The following is a 17,425-nucleotide window of genomic DNA, read 5'->3' on the forward strand; positions in this document are numbered from 1 at the left end:
TTATGCCGCAATTCACCCTATATGATAAGCTACATGGCTCGAATTACTTGCTAACGAGCCAGAAGTTTTATGCCTATCAAGTCACCTCTTTTCATTGCGTCTGCCCTCGTTCTGTTGGCAGAAATGTGTTTTGCAGGTGTGAGTGCATTGGTTAAGCATACATCGCAATTGCTGCCCTACGAGCACTTGGTATTTTTTAGAAATTTGTTTGCGCTTATTATCTTATTACCTTGGATTCTGAAAAAGCGTGGCGACGCTTTTAAAACTCAACAACCAGGCTTGCATATTTTACGCGCTTGCTTAGGCATAGCCGCGATGTACCTTTTCTTTTGGGTTATCGCAACCATTCCATTGGCGCAAGCAACGCTAGTTCTTCTTATGGCGCCTTTTATCATTCCAGTAATTAGCCACTTTTGGTTAAAAGAGTCGATTACACTGCAAGTCATTATGGCAATTGCAATCGGTTTTTCCGGGGCGATTATATTTCTCTCTCCGTGGCAGCAAGCAATTCATCCTATGGTGTTCGTTGCACTTATCGCAGCCTGTTTCGCCGCGTTTACGAAAACAGTCATTCGAAAGCTTTCGGTGACCGAGTCTTCCAGTAAAATAGTCTTTTATTTCTCGTTTTTAGCCACGCTCTTATCAGCTTTACCCATGATGCTACGTTGGCAACCCGTTCCTGTTGAAGCTTGGCCCGGAATCGTGGGTATCGGAGTGCTCGCTGTGGCGGGCCAACTCGCAATGACCAAAGGGTTTGGTTTGGCGTCACCGTCAAAAGTTGGTGTATTCACCTATAGCTCGGTTATCTTTGCTGCTTTATTGGGATACTGGGTTTGGGGTGAAGCAATTACCCATGAAATGATTTTGGGTACAGTGCTTATATTTATCGCGGGTTACTTCGCGCTGAAGCGCCAAAAACGCACCGTTTTAGAAGACCCAACGCCTTAATATTCAGCCAATCACCGAATCCACGTTACAACGGTAGCATCTGCATTAAGATCGGAGTAAAATACACGCCCTTTTTTAATGAAGTAAAGCGAAGTTGAGAGTATGTCTAAGAAGGTTTACATAAAGACGTGGGGCTGCCAAATGAACGAGTACGACTCGGGCAAAATGGCTGACCTATTACACGCTCAAATGGGATATGAAAGCACTTCCGAAGCCGAAGACGCTGATCTTATTCTGTTAAATACTTGCTCAATTCGCGAGAAGGCTCAAGAAAAAGTATTTCACCAGCTAGGTCGCTGGAAAAACCTTAAAAAAGATAACCCAAATCTAGTGATTGGTGTTGGTGGCTGTGTCGCGTCACAAGAAGGCGAGGCAATTCGTACCCGCGCTCCTTTTGTCGACCTTGTGTTTGGCCCACAAACACTGCACCGTTTACCCGCAATGATTGCAGATTTGGAAAGCGGTAAAGGCTCAGTTGTAGACGTTTCATTCCCTGAAATCGAAAAATTCGATCGGTTACCGGAACCTGTTGCTGAAGGCCCAAGCGCATTCGTTTCCATTATGGAAGGCTGCAGCAAGTATTGTACATTTTGTGTCGTGCCTTATACGCGTGGTGAAGAAGTTAGCCGTCCTGTCGATGACGTTCTTTACGAAGTTGCACAGCTTGCAGAGCAAGGCGTTCGAGAAGTTAATCTACTCGGCCAAAACGTGAACGCATTTCGTGGTAATCATTTCGATGGAGAGATTTGCTCGTTCGCAGAGCTATTGGAACTGATTGCTGCTATAGACGGAATTGACCGCATACGTTACACCACTTCACACCCAGTAGAATTTACAGACGACATTATTGCCGCATATGAAACTATTCCTGAGCTGGTAAGTCATTTGCACCTCCCGGTACAAAGCGGATCAGACCGTGTTTTAGCGCTTATGAAGCGTGGCCATACAGCTTTGGAATATAAGTCGCAAATTCGCAAATTGAAAAAGGCACGACCAGGCATAGCGCTATCGTCTGACTTCATCATCGGCTTCCCTGGTGAAACCGACGACGACTTCCAAAAAACAATGGACCTTATTCAAGCTGTAGACTTTGATATTAGCTTTAGCTTTATTTACAGCGCACGCCCAGGAACGCCTGCGGCAGACTTGCCAGACGACGTCTCTGAAGAAACCAAAAAGCAACGTTTACAGCTTTTACAACAACGCATTAATCAACAAGCTCAACGTCACGCGCGACAAATGCTGCACACAGAGCAACGCATTTTAGTGACGGGTCCATCGAAGAAAAACCCGATGGAGCTAGCAGGTCGAACTGAGAACAACCGAGTGGTTAACTTCGAAGGTCGTCCGGATATGATTGGTAAGTTTGTTGACGTAAAAATTACCGAAGCATTACCTAACTCTTTACGCGGAGACCTTATTCGTGAAGAAGCAGATATGGGACTTCGTGTAGACGTTGCGCCACAGAGTATTTTACAGAAGCAAAAAGCGGAAACCGTGGACACTTCTGGTGTTGGCAAATATGTGCCAACCGCTAACCCTCACAAATAATTGGAGATATTGATTGAGCTCGCAACTCGACACTTTTGAATTGTATTTAGAGCCCGCAGACAGCAAGAGAATTGCCAACCTTTGCGGGCCATTCGACGACAACATCAAGCATATTGAACGCAGACTTGGCGTTGAAATTAGTTATCGAGACAATCACTTTCAACTCATCGGCTCTTCTGCGAGCATTCTTGCTACCTCTCAAATTTTGCGTGACTTATACGTAGAAACGGCTCCTGTTCGCGGCAAAATGCCGGTAGTCGAACCGGACCAAGTTCACTTGGCGATTCAAGAAAGCCAAGCCATGGAACAATCGCGTGAACCTGAAGACGACAAGCACACCACGATAAAAACCAAGCGTGGCTTGGTTAAGCCACGAAATAAGAATCAACAAGACTATGTTCGCGCCATGATCGCGCACGACATAAACTTCGGCATCGGTCCTGCAGGCACCGGTAAAACTTATCTTGCGGTTGCAGCAGCTGTCGACGCTCTTGAGCGCCAAGAAATTCGTCGAATTCTGCTGACACGCCCTGCTGTCGAAGCCGGCGAAAAGCTTGGTTTTCTTCCTGGTGATTTAGCGCAAAAAGTTGACCCGTACCTTCGCCCGCTATACGACGCTCTGTTTGAAATGCTGGGTTTTGAGAAAGTAGAAAAGCTCATTGAACGTAATGTTATTGAAGTTGCCCCGCTTGCTTATATGCGTGGACGCACACTTAATGACGCATTTATTATTCTGGATGAGAGCCAAAACACGACACCTGAACAAATGAAAATGTTCCTCACCCGTATTGGCTTTAACTCGAAAGCAGTAATTACTGGCGATATTACTCAAGTTGACCTGCCAAGAGGCCAACGCTCGGGTTTACGTCAGGCAATCGAAATACTTCACGAAGTTGAAGACGTAAGCTTCACGTTCTTTAGCGCTGCAGACGTAGTTCGACACCCCGTCGTGCAAAAAGTGGTACAGGCCTACGAGGCTTTCGACAAAAAGAAAAAAGCCCACCAGTCTGGTGAACCTCGTGAGTCTTGAACTCGATTTACAAATTGTTTCTGAGCAGAACAACCTTCCCACTGACGAAGATATCAGTTTGTGGTTGCGTACCTTTGCGGAAGTCATGAAGTTAAGCAACGGTGAACTCACCGTTCGTATTGTCGACGAGAAAGAGAGCCAAACTCTCAATCACGACTACCGAGGCAAAGACAAGCCCACAAATGTACTGTCATTTCCATTCGACAGTGACATAGAATTACCTATTCCATTGCTTGGTGATTTAATCGTATGCGCGGGCGTTGTAGCCCAAGAAGCTAAAGAGCAAAATAAAGCTCTTCACGAGCATTGGGCGCACATGATTATACATGGGGCATTGCATTTACTTGGCTATGACCATATAAATGACGAAGAAGCAGAAGAAATGGAAAACTTAGAGCGACAAATTCTTGCGCAATTGAATATTCAAGACCCTTACGTAGAACGCTAGAGGGAGACGAGAATTGTTGAATTATAACCACAAAGGAGCGAATGCGACGCATGAGCGATGAAAACCCTCCGTCGGGTCAGTCAACTAAAAAATCTTGGGCGAGCAGGTTACTGCAAAGCTTTACAGCAGAACCGAGTAGCCGAGAGGACTTAGTTGACATAATCCAAGACGCAGAACACAACGATCTTATTGATACAGATACCAAAGAAATGATTGAAGGTGTTCTGGATGTTGCTGAACTGAAGGTTCGCGACATCATGATACCCCGCTCACAAATGGTAACCATCGACAAAAGCCAATCGGTAGAGTCGTTTTTACCTATCGTGATAGAAACACAGCATTCCCGCTACCCCGTCGTCACTGAAAACAAAGATCATATCGAGGGTATTTTGCTCGCTAAAGATCTTCTTCCTTTTGGATTTGGCCTACGCGACGAAGACTTTTCTATCGACAAAGTTATGCGCCCTGCGGTCATTGTTCCAGAGAGTAAACGCGTTGATGCTTTGCTAAAAGAATTCCGCTCCAAACGCTACCACATGGCGATTGTAGTCGATGAGTATGGCGGAGTTTCTGGCCTAGTCACTATCGAAGACGTGTTAGAGGAAATTGTCGGTGAAATTGAAGACGAGACTGACGATGAAGATAGCAAGTCTAATATTCGACGATTGAGTACTTCTAGATACTCAGTAAAAGCCCTGACCACCATTGAAGACTTCAATGACTACTTCGCAACTGAGTTCTCTGATGAAGAGCACGACACTGTTGGAGGTATTGTTGCACAGGCTTTTGGTCATGTTCCTGAAATTGGAGAGTCAGTCGATATTGGCGACTTTACCTTTAAAGTAGCCGCCGCTGATCGTCGTCGTATTCAACACCTTCACGTAACCAATCAGAATGAAGTTGAATCTTCTGCTGAATAAACACTTTTGGTTGTCGTTTTGGCGATACCCTTCGGGCCGCTGCATAGCCGCGGCTCTGTTGGGTGGAACTACCGTATTTAGCTACGCACCATTTTCCTTACATTTGTCTATGCCTGTGCTTTTAACAGGCTTATTACTTGTCCTAGTTAGAAGCACTACAGCAAAACAAGCCTTACTTGTGGGCTTCTCCTTCGGTTTAGGTTGGTTTGGAGCTGGTGTCAGTTGGGTTTACGTGAGTATCGACCAATTTGGTGGCCTGCCCCTACTGTTTTCTGTTCTTCTCATGGTTCTATTGTGTGGTTACCTAGCACTTTACCCCGCTATCGCTGCATGGAGTTGGCACAAGTTTCGTATTCGTTCAGGTAGCTACGCATTGTGGACATTTCCACTATTCTGGCTTTTTTCCGAATGGTTAAGAAGCTGGCTTCTCACTGGCTTTCCATGGTTGGGTTTGGGCTACACGCAAACATCTAGCACGCTAGGGAACCTTGCACCCCACATGGGTGAGATCGGCATAACCGTCGTGCTATGGCTTATTGCTATAGCCTTCTGTGAAATTCTCCTAAAACGCAAGCTCGAGTATTTAGCTATACCGGTTTTATTGTTCGCCATCGCCTGGTTTAGTCCGAACTTTAATCCCATGCAACCTACTGGAGAAACGCGAACGGTAGCCTTAGTGCAAGGAAATATTCAGCAATCGTTGAAGTGGGATGAGTCACAACAATGGCCTAATTATCTCACCTATCAAGACTTGAGCCGACCACTATATGCCAGTAGCGACATTGTTTTTTGGCCTGAATCGGCAGTTACCTTTATTGAGCCGTATGCACAACAACCTCTAAACGAACTAGACCATCGTGTGCGTACCCAAAGTACAGAAGTTGTCACGGGCATTATCAATTACAACAGAGAAACCCGCGAATACTTTAATTCAATTATTACACTAGGTTCAGAAAGCCAACCTTATCAATACATGGGCGAAAACCGGTACGAAAAACACCACCTATTGCCTATTGGAGAGTTTGTGCCCTTTCAAACACTGTTAAGCAAACTTGGACCGTTATTTAATTTGCCTATGTCCTCGTTTTCTCGCGGCGATACGGAGCAAAACAACCTGAATGTCGCAAACACCAATATTGCTGCCAATATTTGTTACGAGGTGGTATTCAGCGACTACATTCGTCAACAAGTAAACAGCGACACGGACATTTTACTTACCATAAGCAACGACTCTTGGTTTGGTCGCTCACATGGTCCGCATCAGCATTTTCAGATAGCGCAAATGCGTGCCAAAGAGTTAGGCCGACCGATGCTTAGAGTCACCAACAACGGCGTAACCGGTGTTATCGACGACAACGGTAATATAGCAGCACGAATTGCTCAGTTCGCTCCTGGCGTGCTACAAGAAACAATTGTGCTCGTTGAAGGGGAAACTCTTTACCAAAAATGGGGAGACAGCATTGCTTGGCTTATCAGCCTGTTACTCTCTGCAATCGTGTTAATCCGTAAAGCCTACAAAAAACGCTAGAAACTTCCCCTTTCGCCATAGTAAAACCAGTGAAAAATAAGATAAACTAACCCTATATTTTTCATTTTTAGGGCCTGCGCTCGTACGAGTTTAATTAGGCTCTATTTCGTACTCACAAGGAATTACCTATGCTTGATTTATTCCATGCAGTTTTATTTACGGCTTTGATTGGCGCACTCGGTTTAGGGCTTGCCAGCATTGTTATGACTATTATTCCTGTACGTTCGGAAGAACAATCTGCGGAAGAACTCGCTAAAACGCGCGTCGAGTATGCATTTTTCGGTTTTGCGGGTGTCGTTGTAGCATTCGTTATGTGGGTAGGTATGTGGCTTTCTTAAGCCTTGCCAACATCAATTTAAAGCAAGGTCGTCGACAGGTTGTAAGTTAAATGACGCAAAAAATTGAAGAACAATATAATCCCCAAGCTATTGAGCCACAAGTTCAAGCGCGTTGGGAGAAAGAGCAAATTTTCAACGTTTCAGAAGACGAAAGTAAAGAGAAATTTTACTGTTTGTCTATGTTCCCATACCCAAGCGGAAAGCTACACATGGGACATGTTCGAAACTATACGCTCTCTGACGTAGTTTCTCGTTTTCAGCGACTACAAGGTAAAAACGTTTTACACCCTATCGGTTGGGACGCTTTTGGCTTACCTGCTGAAAACGCAGCGATTCAACACGAAACTGCACCAGCAAATTGGACTTACAAAAATATCGGCGACATGCGCACACAACTTAAAGCGCTTGGCTTCGGGTACGACTGGCATCGTGAAATAGCAACTTGCCACCCTGAGTATTATCGCTGGGAACAGTGGTTTTTCACTCGCCTTTACGAGAAAGGGTTGGTTTATAAGCGTAACGCTACGGTGAACTGGGACCCTGTAGACCAAACTGTTCTTGCCAATGAACAAGTCGTCGATGGTAAAGGTTGGCGTTCTGGCGCACCCGTAGAACAAAAAGAGATTCCACAGTGGTTTGTCAAAATTACAGATTACGCTGAAGAGTTGTTAGAAGACTTAGAGCAGTTAGATGAGTGGCCAGAACAAGTTAAAGCCATGCAAAAGAACTGGATTGGACGCTCTGAAGGTGTACAGATCAGTTTTTCGGTAAACGATTTAGACCAACAACTTACGGTATATACAACACGACCAGACACATTTTACGGTGTTACCTACATGGCGGTTGCAGCGCAGCACCCGTTAGCAAAAGTAGCAGCAGAAAATAGTGCTGAAGTGGCTGAATTTGTTGAGTCTTGCAAACAGCAAAAGGTAGCCGAAGCAGACCTAGCCACCATGGAAAAGCGTGGTATAGCGACCGGCTTTACAGCGAAACATCCGCTAACGGGTAAAGATATTCCGATTTACGTCGCCAATTTTGTATTGATGGATTACGGTACGGGTGCGGTTATGGCTGTACCTGCACACGACCAACGCGACTGGGAATTTGCCACAAAGTATGAGTTAACGGTTCAGCCGGTTATTCAACCTACCGAGGGCGAGCACGACTTTAGCAAAAGCGCATTCACTGATAACGGTACCTTAATTAACTCTAGCGAGTTTGACGGTCTGGATATCAAATCAGGGTTTAATGCGATTGCAGACAAACTTGAGTCGATGAACATCGGCGAGCGCCAAGTGAATTACCGTTTACGTGACTGGGGTGTTTCGCGTCAACGTTATTGGGGCGCACCGATTCCGATGATTAATCTCGAGAATGGCGACTCTGTACCCGTTCCTGACGACCAACTGCCAGTGCGGTTACCTGAAGACGTTGTGATGAATGGCGTAACGTCTCCAATTAAAGCCGATCCTGAGTGGCGTCAAACGAGTTGGCATGGCAAAGAAGCTGAACATGAAACCGACACCTTTGACACATTCATGGAAAGCTCGTGGTATTACGCGCGCTACTGCTCTCCTCGCTATGAAAATGGCATGCTTGACCCTGAGCAAGCTAATTATTGGCTACCCGTAGACCAATATATCGGTGGTATTGAACACGCTATTTTGCACCTTTTATATGCGCGCTTCTTCCACAAATTGCTTCGCGACACTGGTTTAGTAGAGTCAGACGAACCATTCAAGCGTTTACTATGTCAAGGCATGGTTTTAGCTGACAGTTTTTATCGCGAAAACAGTAACGGCAGTAAAACTTGGTACTCTCCAACCGAAGTAGAACTTGAGAGAGATGAAAAAGGGGGTATCAAGCAAGCTGTATTAAAAGCTGACGGCAAACCTGTACAGCATGCTGGCGTCACCAAGATGTCAAAATCTAAAAACAACGGTATTGATCCACAAATTATGGTGGACCAATACGGGGCCGACACTGTGCGTTTGTTTATGATGTTTGCTGCTCCACCGGAAATGACATTGGAATGGTCAGAGTCTGGCGTTGAAGGTGCGCACCGTTTCTTAAAACGTTTGTGGCGACTTATCTATGAGTTCCAGCCTCATGTGGAAACGGCTGGAAAGGTAGACGTTGCAGCGTTAACCAACGAACAGAAAGCGTTACGCAGAACCTTGCACAAGACCATTGAAAAAGTAACCGACGACATGGGCCGTCGCCAAAATTTTAACACGGCAATTGCGGCGATCATGGAGTTAAGTAACGCCTTACAAAAAGCAAAACTCGACAACGACCAAGACAAGGCGATTATGCAGGAAGCATTAGACGCTATGGTTGTTATGCTGTTCCCTATTACACCTCATGCAGGTGAGGTACTTTGGCAAGCACTAGGACACGACAACGACATTAACTTTGCTCAGTGGCCTACTGTCGACCAAAGCGCTTTGGTTGAAGACGAGAAACTTATTATTGTTCAGGTTAACGGTAAGCTTAGAGCGAAATTAACTGTTGCCGCCGATATAAGTAAAGAAGCGCTTGAGGAAGTGGCATTGCAACAACCACAAGTTGCTTCTTTTACAGAAGGTAAAACAATACGCAAAGTTATTTATGTACCAGGGAAGCTTCTTAACATTGTTGCCAACTAACGCTAAATCATGGAGTCGCAGAGGCTGGTTTAGCCTCTGTGCTCTGTGCGTCCTGCTATTAAGCAGCTGCGGTTTTCATTTACGTGGCGATTTCCAGCTTCCCGAACATGTGGAAGAAATAGCAGTTTCTGCACCGGAAAGAAGCGAAGTTGGAGAGATTCTCATTCAGGCGTTGTCACAACGCGGTGTGGAAGTTACTCAACCGCAAGATGGCATACCGTCGATTATCATTGAACAAGACACACTCGATAGAAGAATTCTCTCCTTATTACCTTCTGGCCAAGTTGCTGAGTACGAACTGATTTATACCTTGCCAGTAACCTTTGTTACTGCCTCAGGAAAAGAAGCGAAACAAACAATTCAGCTCACGCGCGACTACCAAGACAACCCCAACTTTGCCCTAGCAAAAATGAGAGAGTTAGAATTAGTCGTTGAAGAAATGAGACAAGAGTCAGTTTCGCGTGCACTCATTCTATTGAACCAATACGTTCGGCAAGACTAATGCAATTGCGAGCAGATCAACTCCAAAGCCACTTAAACACCAGCCTAGCGCCGGTTTATCTGATCTTCGGAGACGACCCTTTTTTGTTGCAGAAGCATATTGCGCAAATTCGCCAAGCGGCTCTACAGCAGGGTTTTGAGGAACGTACAAGCCTAGTTCAAGATAAAGAGTTTAGTTGGTCTGAACTTGCAGACGCCACTCAGTCGATGTCGCTCTTCTCGAGCAAACAGCTTATAGAGTTAGAGTTGCCTAAAGCGGCGCCTGGCAAAGAAGGAGGCAAAGCGCTGTTAGCGTATCTTGAACAAAGAACTGACGATCATGTATTAATTGTGTTCGGTCCAAGAATTAATAAAGCAACGCAGAATACAAAATGGTGTAAGTCACTTATTCAAGCTGGAGTGTTCGTACCGGTATACACCCCCGACGCAGCAAAGTTACCTCAATATATCAAAACTAGAGCCTCACTTTACCAAATACAATTGCAGCCAGAAGCCATTCAGCAATTGGCAACATGGTATGAGGGCAATTTGCTAGCGTTAGACCAAGAATTAAAAAAACTTAAACTTAGGCAGCCTGACGCGAGTTATGTGTGGTCTGCTGAAGAGCTACAACAGTCCAGTTCGGACCAAAGCCGTTTCGACATTTTTGCACTAAGAGACGCATTAATTCAGCAGAACTTAAAGCAATACTTACACACCTTGAGTAGGCTTCGTGAAGTAGGTACCGAACCCGTACTGATATGTTGGACGTTAAGTAAGTTGCAATCTACCTTAGACCAGCTTGCGAGAGCGATAGCTACCAGGCAAGACCTACGTGGAATATACAATAGAGAACGTATTTGGGCTCAGCAGCAAGGACAATTTGAGCACCTTGCCAGACAATATCAAATGTCGCTCAACCATCACCTTTTACACCTATTAGAGCGTTTAGAGTTCGCGATTAAACGCGAGTCTGGAGAAGACATATTTACCCTTTTTGCTGAATTCGGCGTTGCACTATGTCGTTCACATTGCGTTGAACAGCTACAAGAGTTTCCGGGCGTAGAGCTAGAGGCTAGGTAATGCGAGTTGCCATTTTAGGGGGTACTTTCGACCCTATTCATGCGGGTCACTTAGATCCGGTGTTGGAGGTTCAACATGAATTTGGGTGGAACCAAATTCACCTATTGCCTACCTTCACACCGCCCTACCGCGACCAGCCTATAGCAACAGACCAGCAACGTTGGGAGATGGTTCAACTGGCAGCTGAAACAGCTAACTATCTCGTTGCCAATGACTATGAATTAAGCTCGAAAAGGCCTTCGCGTACACTGCCCACACTGAAGCATTTTAAACAACAACACTCTACTGACCAGCTTTACTTCCTAATTGGCATGGACAGCTTTGTATCTTTAGATAAATGGCTAAGCTGGCGAGAGCTCACTGATTATGCCCGCCTAGTGGTGTTTGGCAGACCAAAATATGATTTGTCACAGTGTTCTTCCGAACTCAATGCTTGGGCTGCTGAGCAAAAAGAACAAGGAAAGCTATTCTTTCCACAAACCAACACTGTAAATATATCGTCAACAGAGCTTCGCGAATTGATTCAAACTAAAGGGATCGATAATGTGCCCGACGGTTTGCTTTCTCCTGAAGTAGCAAACTACATAAAAACACATAATTTATACCGTTAAATCCCTTTATTCGGGAACTCGTGATAAACTTTACCTGTCATAAATCATTATTGGAGATAACTGAACTTGCAAGCTACAGCGTTACGAGATTTTGTCGTAGATAAAGCCGAAGATATTAAAGCTAGAGATATCCAAATTATCGATATTAGCGATAAAACAGATGTTACCGATTTCTTAGTGATTTGTTCGGGTAACTCTAAAACTCATGTGAAGAGTATTGCGAACCACATTGCAACCGAAGCTAAACATGCCGGTAACGCTCCTCTAGGACTAGAGGGAGAAGACGAGTCTGAGTGGGTATTGGTTGACCTAGGTGACGTTGTAGTTCATGTCATGCAAGACAGTGCTAGAGACTTTTACCAACTTGAGAAGTTATGGGGCCACCCGTAAGTCATGCGAATTCAACTCGTAGCCGTAGGCACAAAAATGCCCGGCTGGGTTCAAGAAGGTTTTGCTGAATACAGCAAACGTTTCCCTCCAGAAATTCAGTTTTCCTTAACTGAAATTCCGGCAGAGAAGCGCGGAAAGAAAGCAGACACAGTGCGAATTACCGAACGAGAAGGCGAGAAAATGCTTGCTGCAGTCCCTCGGTCTAATCGCATTGTTACGCTTGAGGTTGAAGGTAGGCCGTGGACTACTCATCAACTGTCCGAGCGACTTCAGTCGTGGCAGTTTGATGGTAGAGATATTTCATTACTCGTTGGCGGCCCAGAGGGGTTGTCTCCGGCGTGTATTGCAGCGAAAGATGAACGCTGGTCATTATCGCCGTTGACATTACCTCACCCTATCGTCAGAGTATTAATTGCAGAGTCATTATTTAGGGCTTGGAGCTTATTAAATAACCACCCATATCATCGCGAATAAAAATGATAAGAAAACGCGTACCGATTAGAAACCATCAAGCTGAAGCTCAACTGTTTTTCAGAAGAGCTGCTTTTTGTTTGGTGGTTGTCTGCATTGTTTTTCTAGTGCTATTAGGTAACTTGTATCGTCTACAGGTTACGTCTCACGAAGAATATCAAACTCGCTCCAACAGTAACCGAATCATGGTTTTACCGGTAGCTCCAAACCGAGGACTAATCTATGACCGCAATGGAAGAATTCTTGCTGAGAATATTCCTGTATATAGCCTAGAAGTCATTCCCGAAGAGGTTCGCAACCTCGACGAAAGGTTACTTGAGGTTACCGAGTTACTTAGCTTACCCTTAGAAAATATTGAACAATTTAACCAACAACTTCGTTACTCGCGACGTTTCCCGCAAATTGCACTTGCCGATAACTTAACCGAACAGCAAGTTGCGCAGTTTTCAGTACATCAGCATCGTTTCCCAGGATTTTCTGTAGAAGCTCGCTTACAACGCAATTACCCATTTGGCCCATTATTTACCCACTCGATAGGTTATGTTGGTAGAATTAACGAGCAAGATGAGACTCGACTTGAAGAAGCCGGCCTGTCAGCAAACTACGCTGCAACACGCACCATGGGCAAGCTTGGTGTAGAACGTTTTTATGAAAACCTGCTGCATGGCGAAGTTGGCTACCAAACCGTAGAAGTAAACAACCGCGGAAGAGTTTTACGTACATTAGAGCTCAACTCTCCTACTCCCGGACAAGACATCTATTTAGAAGTAGATGCAGGTTTGCAGCAAGTCGCTATTGAGCAACTTGGTGACAAGCGCGGTGCCATTGTAGTGCTTGATACGCAAACAGGAGGAGTACTAGCGATGGCGAGTACCCCTACCTACGACCCTAACTGGTTTGTAGGAGGTATTTCTGTTGCCCAATACCGTTCGCTGTTATCAAACCAAGACAACCCGCTGATTAACCGAGCTACACAAGGTCGATATCCACCAGCGTCCACAGTAAAGCCATTGATCGGGCTATTAGGTCTGCAAGAACAAATCATTGAACCCGAAACACGCGTTTGGGATCCAGGATACTTCGAAATAGATGGTGTTGATCGACGCATGAGGGACTGGAAAGACGGTGGTCATGGTTGGGTAAACTTGGACCGCGCGATAACCGAGTCTTGTAATACGTTCTATTACCACCTGTCGTTACAGCTTGGTATCGACACACTGTCAGACTTTATGCACCAAGTAGGCTTTGGCCACCGAACAGGTGTCGACATTCTGGAAGAAAACGCAGCACTTATGCCAACGCGGGGATGGAAACAAGCTCGCTTTGGGGAGCCCTGGTTTGCCGGTGAAACACTTTCCGTAGGTATAGGTCAGAGTTACTGGACCGTTACTCCATTGCAATTGGCAACGACCACTCAAGTATTAGCTAACCGAGGTAGCCGAGGCGTTCCGAGATTCTTAAGAGCTGTGGAGGAAGACGCAGGCCTGAGAAGAGTTGTTCCACAATTTGAAACGCCTATTGTTGTAGATAGCGAAGAATATTGGGATGCAGTGCAAACCGCTATGGAACACGTAACTTCTCGTGTTACCGGTACAGCGTTTCGGGCTTTTAACGACGCCAACTACACTGCAGCTGGCAAAACAGGTACCGCACAGGTTGTAAGGTTGGCTGATGAAGACGATGCGGAACGTCCAGAAACAGAGGATGTGGAAGAACGCTTTCGAGATAATGCAACTTATATCGGTTACGCGCCCGCAGACACCCCTGAAATAGTGATCGCAATAGCTATCGAAAACGTCGGCGGTGGCGGCAGTAATGCGGCTCCAATAGCAAGAGAAGTTATGGACTATTACTTTGAACACTTAAGTGTCGATGGCCGCCCTATCTCAGCAATTGCCGACTATGTGGAACCCGCAGAGGAGCCTACAGATGCAAACGACTGAAGAAAGAGATCGTCACCCACTGTTAGCTAAGCTGCATATCGACGGACCTTTATTTTTGGGGCTGTTAGCACTATGTGTTGTCAGCTTATTCGTTATTTATAGTGCTGGCGGTGAAAATAGCCGAATTATGATTGCGCAAAGTATTCGTATTGGATTGTCGTTCGCCATATTGTTCATTGTCGCGCAAATTAATCCAGCTCGATATTCCAGCTGGGCAGTCCTCATTTATTTATTTGGTGTTGCATTATTGGTTGCCGTGCTCTTTGTTGGTGTTACAGGGAAAGGCGCGCAGCGATGGCTAGACCTGGGCATTGCTCGCGTGCAACCTTCTGAGGTGCTGAAGCTAGCCGTACCCTTTATGCTGGCTTGGTATTGCGCTCGTAAAGAACTTCCAATACGTACAACCCACGTAATTGGTGGGCTTATTTTGGTCATGATCCCTACGTTTTTAATTTACAAACAACCTGATCTAGGCACCGCAATTTTGGTTGCGACATCAGGTATATTTGTGTTGTTTCTGGCAGGGATGAGTTGGCGACTCATTACACTAGGTGGCTTCTTAGCGGCATTATCACTGCCTTTACTTTGGATTTTTGCTTTACACGATTATCAAAAACAAAGGGTACTCACTTTTCTTAATCCGGAAAGCGATCCGCTCGGTGCGGGTTACCATATTATCCAATCGAAAATAGCCATTGGTTCAGGTGGCGTTGAAGGCAAAGGCTGGCTACAAGGTACGCAATCTCAACTAGAGTTCCTACCAGAACGCCATACCGACTTTATTTTCTCGGTATTTAGCGAAGAATTCGGTTTAATAGGTGTACTCGGACTTCTCATTCTTTATGGCTTCGTGATTACTCGGAGTATGTTAATTTCCATTCGCGCACAAAGCATGTTTACTCGCCTGATGGGGGGGAGTATCACCCTAACCTTCTTTATTTATGTGTTGGTGAATATAGGTATGGTTTCAGGCTTACTGCCTGTAGTAGGCGTGCCGCTACCATTAATCAGTTATGGCGGTACATCAATGGTGACCATGATGGCAGGGTTCGGTATTATCATGGCTATTGCGACGCATCGTCGACTCGTTGTCAGTAATTAGGGGATTCTATGAAAGCTTTAAAGGCATTATGTATAAGCATTGCCATACTATTCACTACACAAGTTAATTCGACCCCTATTCAGATTAGTGCTGACTTCTATGAGGAACTGGAAGAGAAGTTTCAGATTGACCGAACCACTGCCGAGCAAATCCTACAAAATGCCCAGCGTAGCCAGGACGTTTTAGACGCGATAGCCCGTCCTTGGGAAGCGAAACCTTGGTTTCAGTATTACCCGATCTTTTTAACCGAATCACGTGTAGCCAACGGCATAGCCTTTTGGCAAGAGCACCAAGACACTCTTTTGCGAGCCGAAGAGGAATACGGGGTTCCAGCCGAAATTATCCTCGCTATCCTTGGTGTAGAAACATCATATGGCCAGATTATGGGGCGTCATCGCGTTCTGGATAGCTTATATACGCTAGCTTTTCACTACCCTCCTCGCGCACAATTCTTCCGTTCGGAGCTGCAACACTTTTTAGCATTAGTCGCAGAGGAACAACTAGACCCAAGTACGCTAAATGGTTCTTATGCAGGAGCTATGGGTTTCGGTCAATTTATTTCGTCTAGTTACCGCGCCTACGCGGTAGACTTTGACCAAGACGGACAACGCGACCTTCTGAACAACCCTGTTGACGCCATTGGTAGTGTTGCAAACTATTTTGCTCGCCATAATTGGCAAAGAAACCAGCCTATTATAACGCCAGCGTGGCCTAGTTCAGAACATGAATTTAATACCCTAATCTCTTCTCGAGGCACACAACTTACCCATACCGTAGGTGAGATACAGGAGCACCATGTTGCGTTCACAACAGAGCTAACAAGCAACACAAGAGCTCGATTATTTAAATTTGAAGAAGCACAAGGCAACGCATCTTACTGGGTGGGTTTCCAAAATTTTTACGCCATAACGCGCTATAACCACAGCCCGTTATATGCGATGGTGGTGTTCCAACTTTCTGAACGTCTTCGTAGGCAGATGTAATGAAGAAGTATCTCTTTCTAGTTTCGGCTTTAAGCCTGTTAATCAGTGGCTGCAGCCAAACTTCGGGCGGCCGTTACCAAATAGACCAAGACCATGCGCCCACACGTACGCCGACTGAAGCTGAAACTATGGACCCAACGCCTAGGTTTGAACCATACACTAGGCAAGGTAACGCGCCCTACTCCTTATTCGGTGAAGACTACCAAATTGTAGAGGACGTAAGAGGATACGAAGAAACAGGAATTGCGTCTTGGTACGGCCAAAAATTTCATGGCCATCTCACCTCAAATGGTGAGTATTTTAATATGTTTAGTATGTCCGCGGCACACAAAACTCTGCCATTACCGAGTTATGTGCGCGTAACTAACTTAGACAATGGAGAAGAAGCCATTGTTCGCGTCAATGACCGCGGTCCATTCCATGATGGTCGCATCATTGATCTTTCCTATGCTGCTGCCTACCGCCTGGGTGTCACGGAAACAGGGACAGCGCAGGTACGTATTGAAGTGCTACAGCCAGAGCTAGAAGATTTAGCGGAGCAGTCTGACAGTTCAGAGCCCGTTGAAGTTAGTGAGACTATTGTGGCGGCACCCGAAGAACAACAAAGCGAGTTGCCACAATCTTTGCATGGCCTATTTATTCAAATTGCTGCAACGCAAGAACGCAAAAATGCCGAAAACGCAGCGACAGAACTTCAAGAAAACTTTAACCTATCCGCAACTATTTACCAGAACAACGGTCTACATAAACTGTTAGCCGGTCCATTTGGTGAATTAGAGGCTGCACGGTGGTTGTCTCAATTACGAGCTGACGGTTATGAAGGCGCATTTAGAGTTGAATTCAGCTCTGAAAATAGCGAACAAAACCCTTCTGAAAGCTCGGAGGCACCAGAATAATCTGGTATAATTCCGCCGTTTATTGAACACCTAAATCTTGTCCATTCATAATTAA

At 45.4% G+C, this 17,425-nt stretch carries 17 protein-coding genes; all 17 read left to right on the forward strand.

From position 1 onward, the window contains the following. Positions 1–69 precede the first annotated feature (69 nt). The 17 genes from DQX04_RS03415 (at position 70) to DQX04_RS12570 (ending at position 17,370) form a co-directional block, all read left to right on the forward strand. Positions 70–948 (forward strand): DMT family transporter, encoded by an 879-nt coding sequence (locus DQX04_RS03415; RefSeq protein WP_111914430.1) that lies wholly within the window; start codon positions 70–72, stop codon positions 946–948. A 102-nt stretch (positions 949–1,050) separates the two neighbouring features. Continuing rightward, complete coding sequence (miaB, locus tag DQX04_RS03420; RefSeq protein ID WP_111914432.1) at positions 1,051–2,499, forward strand: tRNA (N6-isopentenyl adenosine(37)-C2)-methylthiotransferase MiaB; 1,449 nt, start codon at positions 1,051–1,053, stop codon at positions 2,497–2,499. 13 nt (positions 2,500–2,512) lie between these two features. Next, on the forward strand, positions 2,513–3,529 hold the full coding sequence (locus DQX04_RS03425) for a PhoH family protein (protein ID WP_111914434.1): 1,017 nt from the start codon (positions 2,513–2,515) through the stop codon (positions 3,527–3,529). After that, complete coding sequence (gene ybeY, locus DQX04_RS03430; RefSeq protein ID WP_111914436.1) at positions 3,519–3,977, forward strand: rRNA maturation RNase YbeY; 459 nt, start codon at positions 3,519–3,521, stop codon at positions 3,975–3,977. The genes DQX04_RS03425 and ybeY overlap by 11 nt, the downstream gene beginning before the upstream one ends. A gap of 50 nt (positions 3,978–4,027) precedes the next feature. Further along, a complete protein-coding gene (gene corC / locus DQX04_RS03435; protein ID WP_111914437.1) occupies positions 4,028–4,897 on the forward strand; it encodes a CNNM family magnesium/cobalt transport protein CorC in 870 nt (289 codons plus the stop codon). After that, positions 4,872–6,425: an apolipoprotein N-acyltransferase gene (lnt, locus tag DQX04_RS03440; protein WP_111914439.1), complete on the forward strand. Its 1,554-nt coding sequence runs from the start codon at positions 4,872–4,874 to the stop codon at positions 6,423–6,425. The genes corC and lnt overlap by 26 nt, the downstream gene beginning before the upstream one ends. Positions 6,426–6,553: 128 nt before the next feature. After that, complete coding sequence (locus DQX04_RS03445) at positions 6,554–6,763, forward strand: hypothetical protein (RefSeq protein ID WP_111914441.1); 210 nt, start codon at positions 6,554–6,556, stop codon at positions 6,761–6,763. A 62-nt stretch (positions 6,764–6,825) separates the two neighbouring features. Beyond that, positions 6,826–9,411 (forward strand): leucine--tRNA ligase, encoded by a 2,586-nt coding sequence (gene leuS / locus DQX04_RS03450; RefSeq protein WP_111914848.1) that lies wholly within the window; start codon positions 6,826–6,828, stop codon positions 9,409–9,411. A gap of 109 nt (positions 9,412–9,520) precedes the next feature. After that, on the forward strand, positions 9,521–9,913 hold the full coding sequence (gene lptE / locus DQX04_RS03455; RefSeq protein ID WP_165831929.1) for an LPS assembly lipoprotein LptE: 393 nt from the start codon (positions 9,521–9,523) through the stop codon (positions 9,911–9,913). Beyond that, positions 9,913–10,974, forward strand: a complete 1,062-nt coding sequence (gene holA, locus DQX04_RS03460; protein ID WP_111914445.1) for a DNA polymerase III subunit delta — start codon at positions 9,913–9,915, stop codon at positions 10,972–10,974. The genes lptE and holA overlap by 1 nt, the downstream gene beginning before the upstream one ends. After that, a complete protein-coding gene (gene nadD / locus DQX04_RS03465; RefSeq protein ID WP_111914447.1) occupies positions 10,974–11,585 on the forward strand; it encodes a nicotinate (nicotinamide) nucleotide adenylyltransferase in 612 nt (203 codons plus the stop codon). The genes holA and nadD overlap by 1 nt, the downstream gene beginning before the upstream one ends. Before the next feature lie 66 nt (positions 11,586–11,651). Next, entirely contained in the window at positions 11,652–11,975 is a 324-nt protein-coding gene (rsfS, locus tag DQX04_RS03470) for a ribosome silencing factor (RefSeq protein ID WP_111914449.1), read from the forward strand. Between the two features lie 3 nt (positions 11,976–11,978). Continuing rightward, complete coding sequence (gene rlmH, locus DQX04_RS03475; RefSeq protein WP_111914451.1) at positions 11,979–12,449, forward strand: 23S rRNA (pseudouridine(1915)-N(3))-methyltransferase RlmH; 471 nt, start codon at positions 11,979–11,981, stop codon at positions 12,447–12,449. A 2-nt stretch (positions 12,450–12,451) separates the two neighbouring features. After that, a complete protein-coding gene (gene mrdA, locus DQX04_RS03480) occupies positions 12,452–14,389 on the forward strand; it encodes a penicillin-binding protein 2 (RefSeq protein WP_207801080.1) in 1,938 nt (645 codons plus the stop codon). Then, positions 14,376–15,491, forward strand: a complete 1,116-nt coding sequence (rodA, locus tag DQX04_RS03485; RefSeq protein ID WP_111914453.1) for a rod shape-determining protein RodA — start codon at positions 14,376–14,378, stop codon at positions 15,489–15,491. Before mrdA ends, rodA begins: the two co-directional genes overlap by 14 nt. An 8-nt stretch (positions 15,492–15,499) precedes the next feature. Beyond that, complete coding sequence (mltB, locus tag DQX04_RS03490) at positions 15,500–16,474, forward strand: lytic murein transglycosylase B (RefSeq protein WP_111914455.1); 975 nt, start codon at positions 15,500–15,502, stop codon at positions 16,472–16,474. Next, positions 16,474–17,370, forward strand: a complete 897-nt coding sequence (locus tag DQX04_RS12570) for a septal ring lytic transglycosylase RlpA family protein (RefSeq protein WP_111914457.1) — start codon at positions 16,474–16,476, stop codon at positions 17,368–17,370. Before mltB ends, DQX04_RS12570 begins: the two co-directional genes overlap by 1 nt. The last annotated feature ends 55 nt before the right edge of the window (positions 17,371–17,425 follow it).

Origin of the sequence: Aliidiomarina sp. B3213, assembly GCF_003290085.1 — a bacterium.
GTDB lineage: Bacteria > Pseudomonadota > Gammaproteobacteria > Enterobacterales > Alteromonadaceae > Aliidiomarina.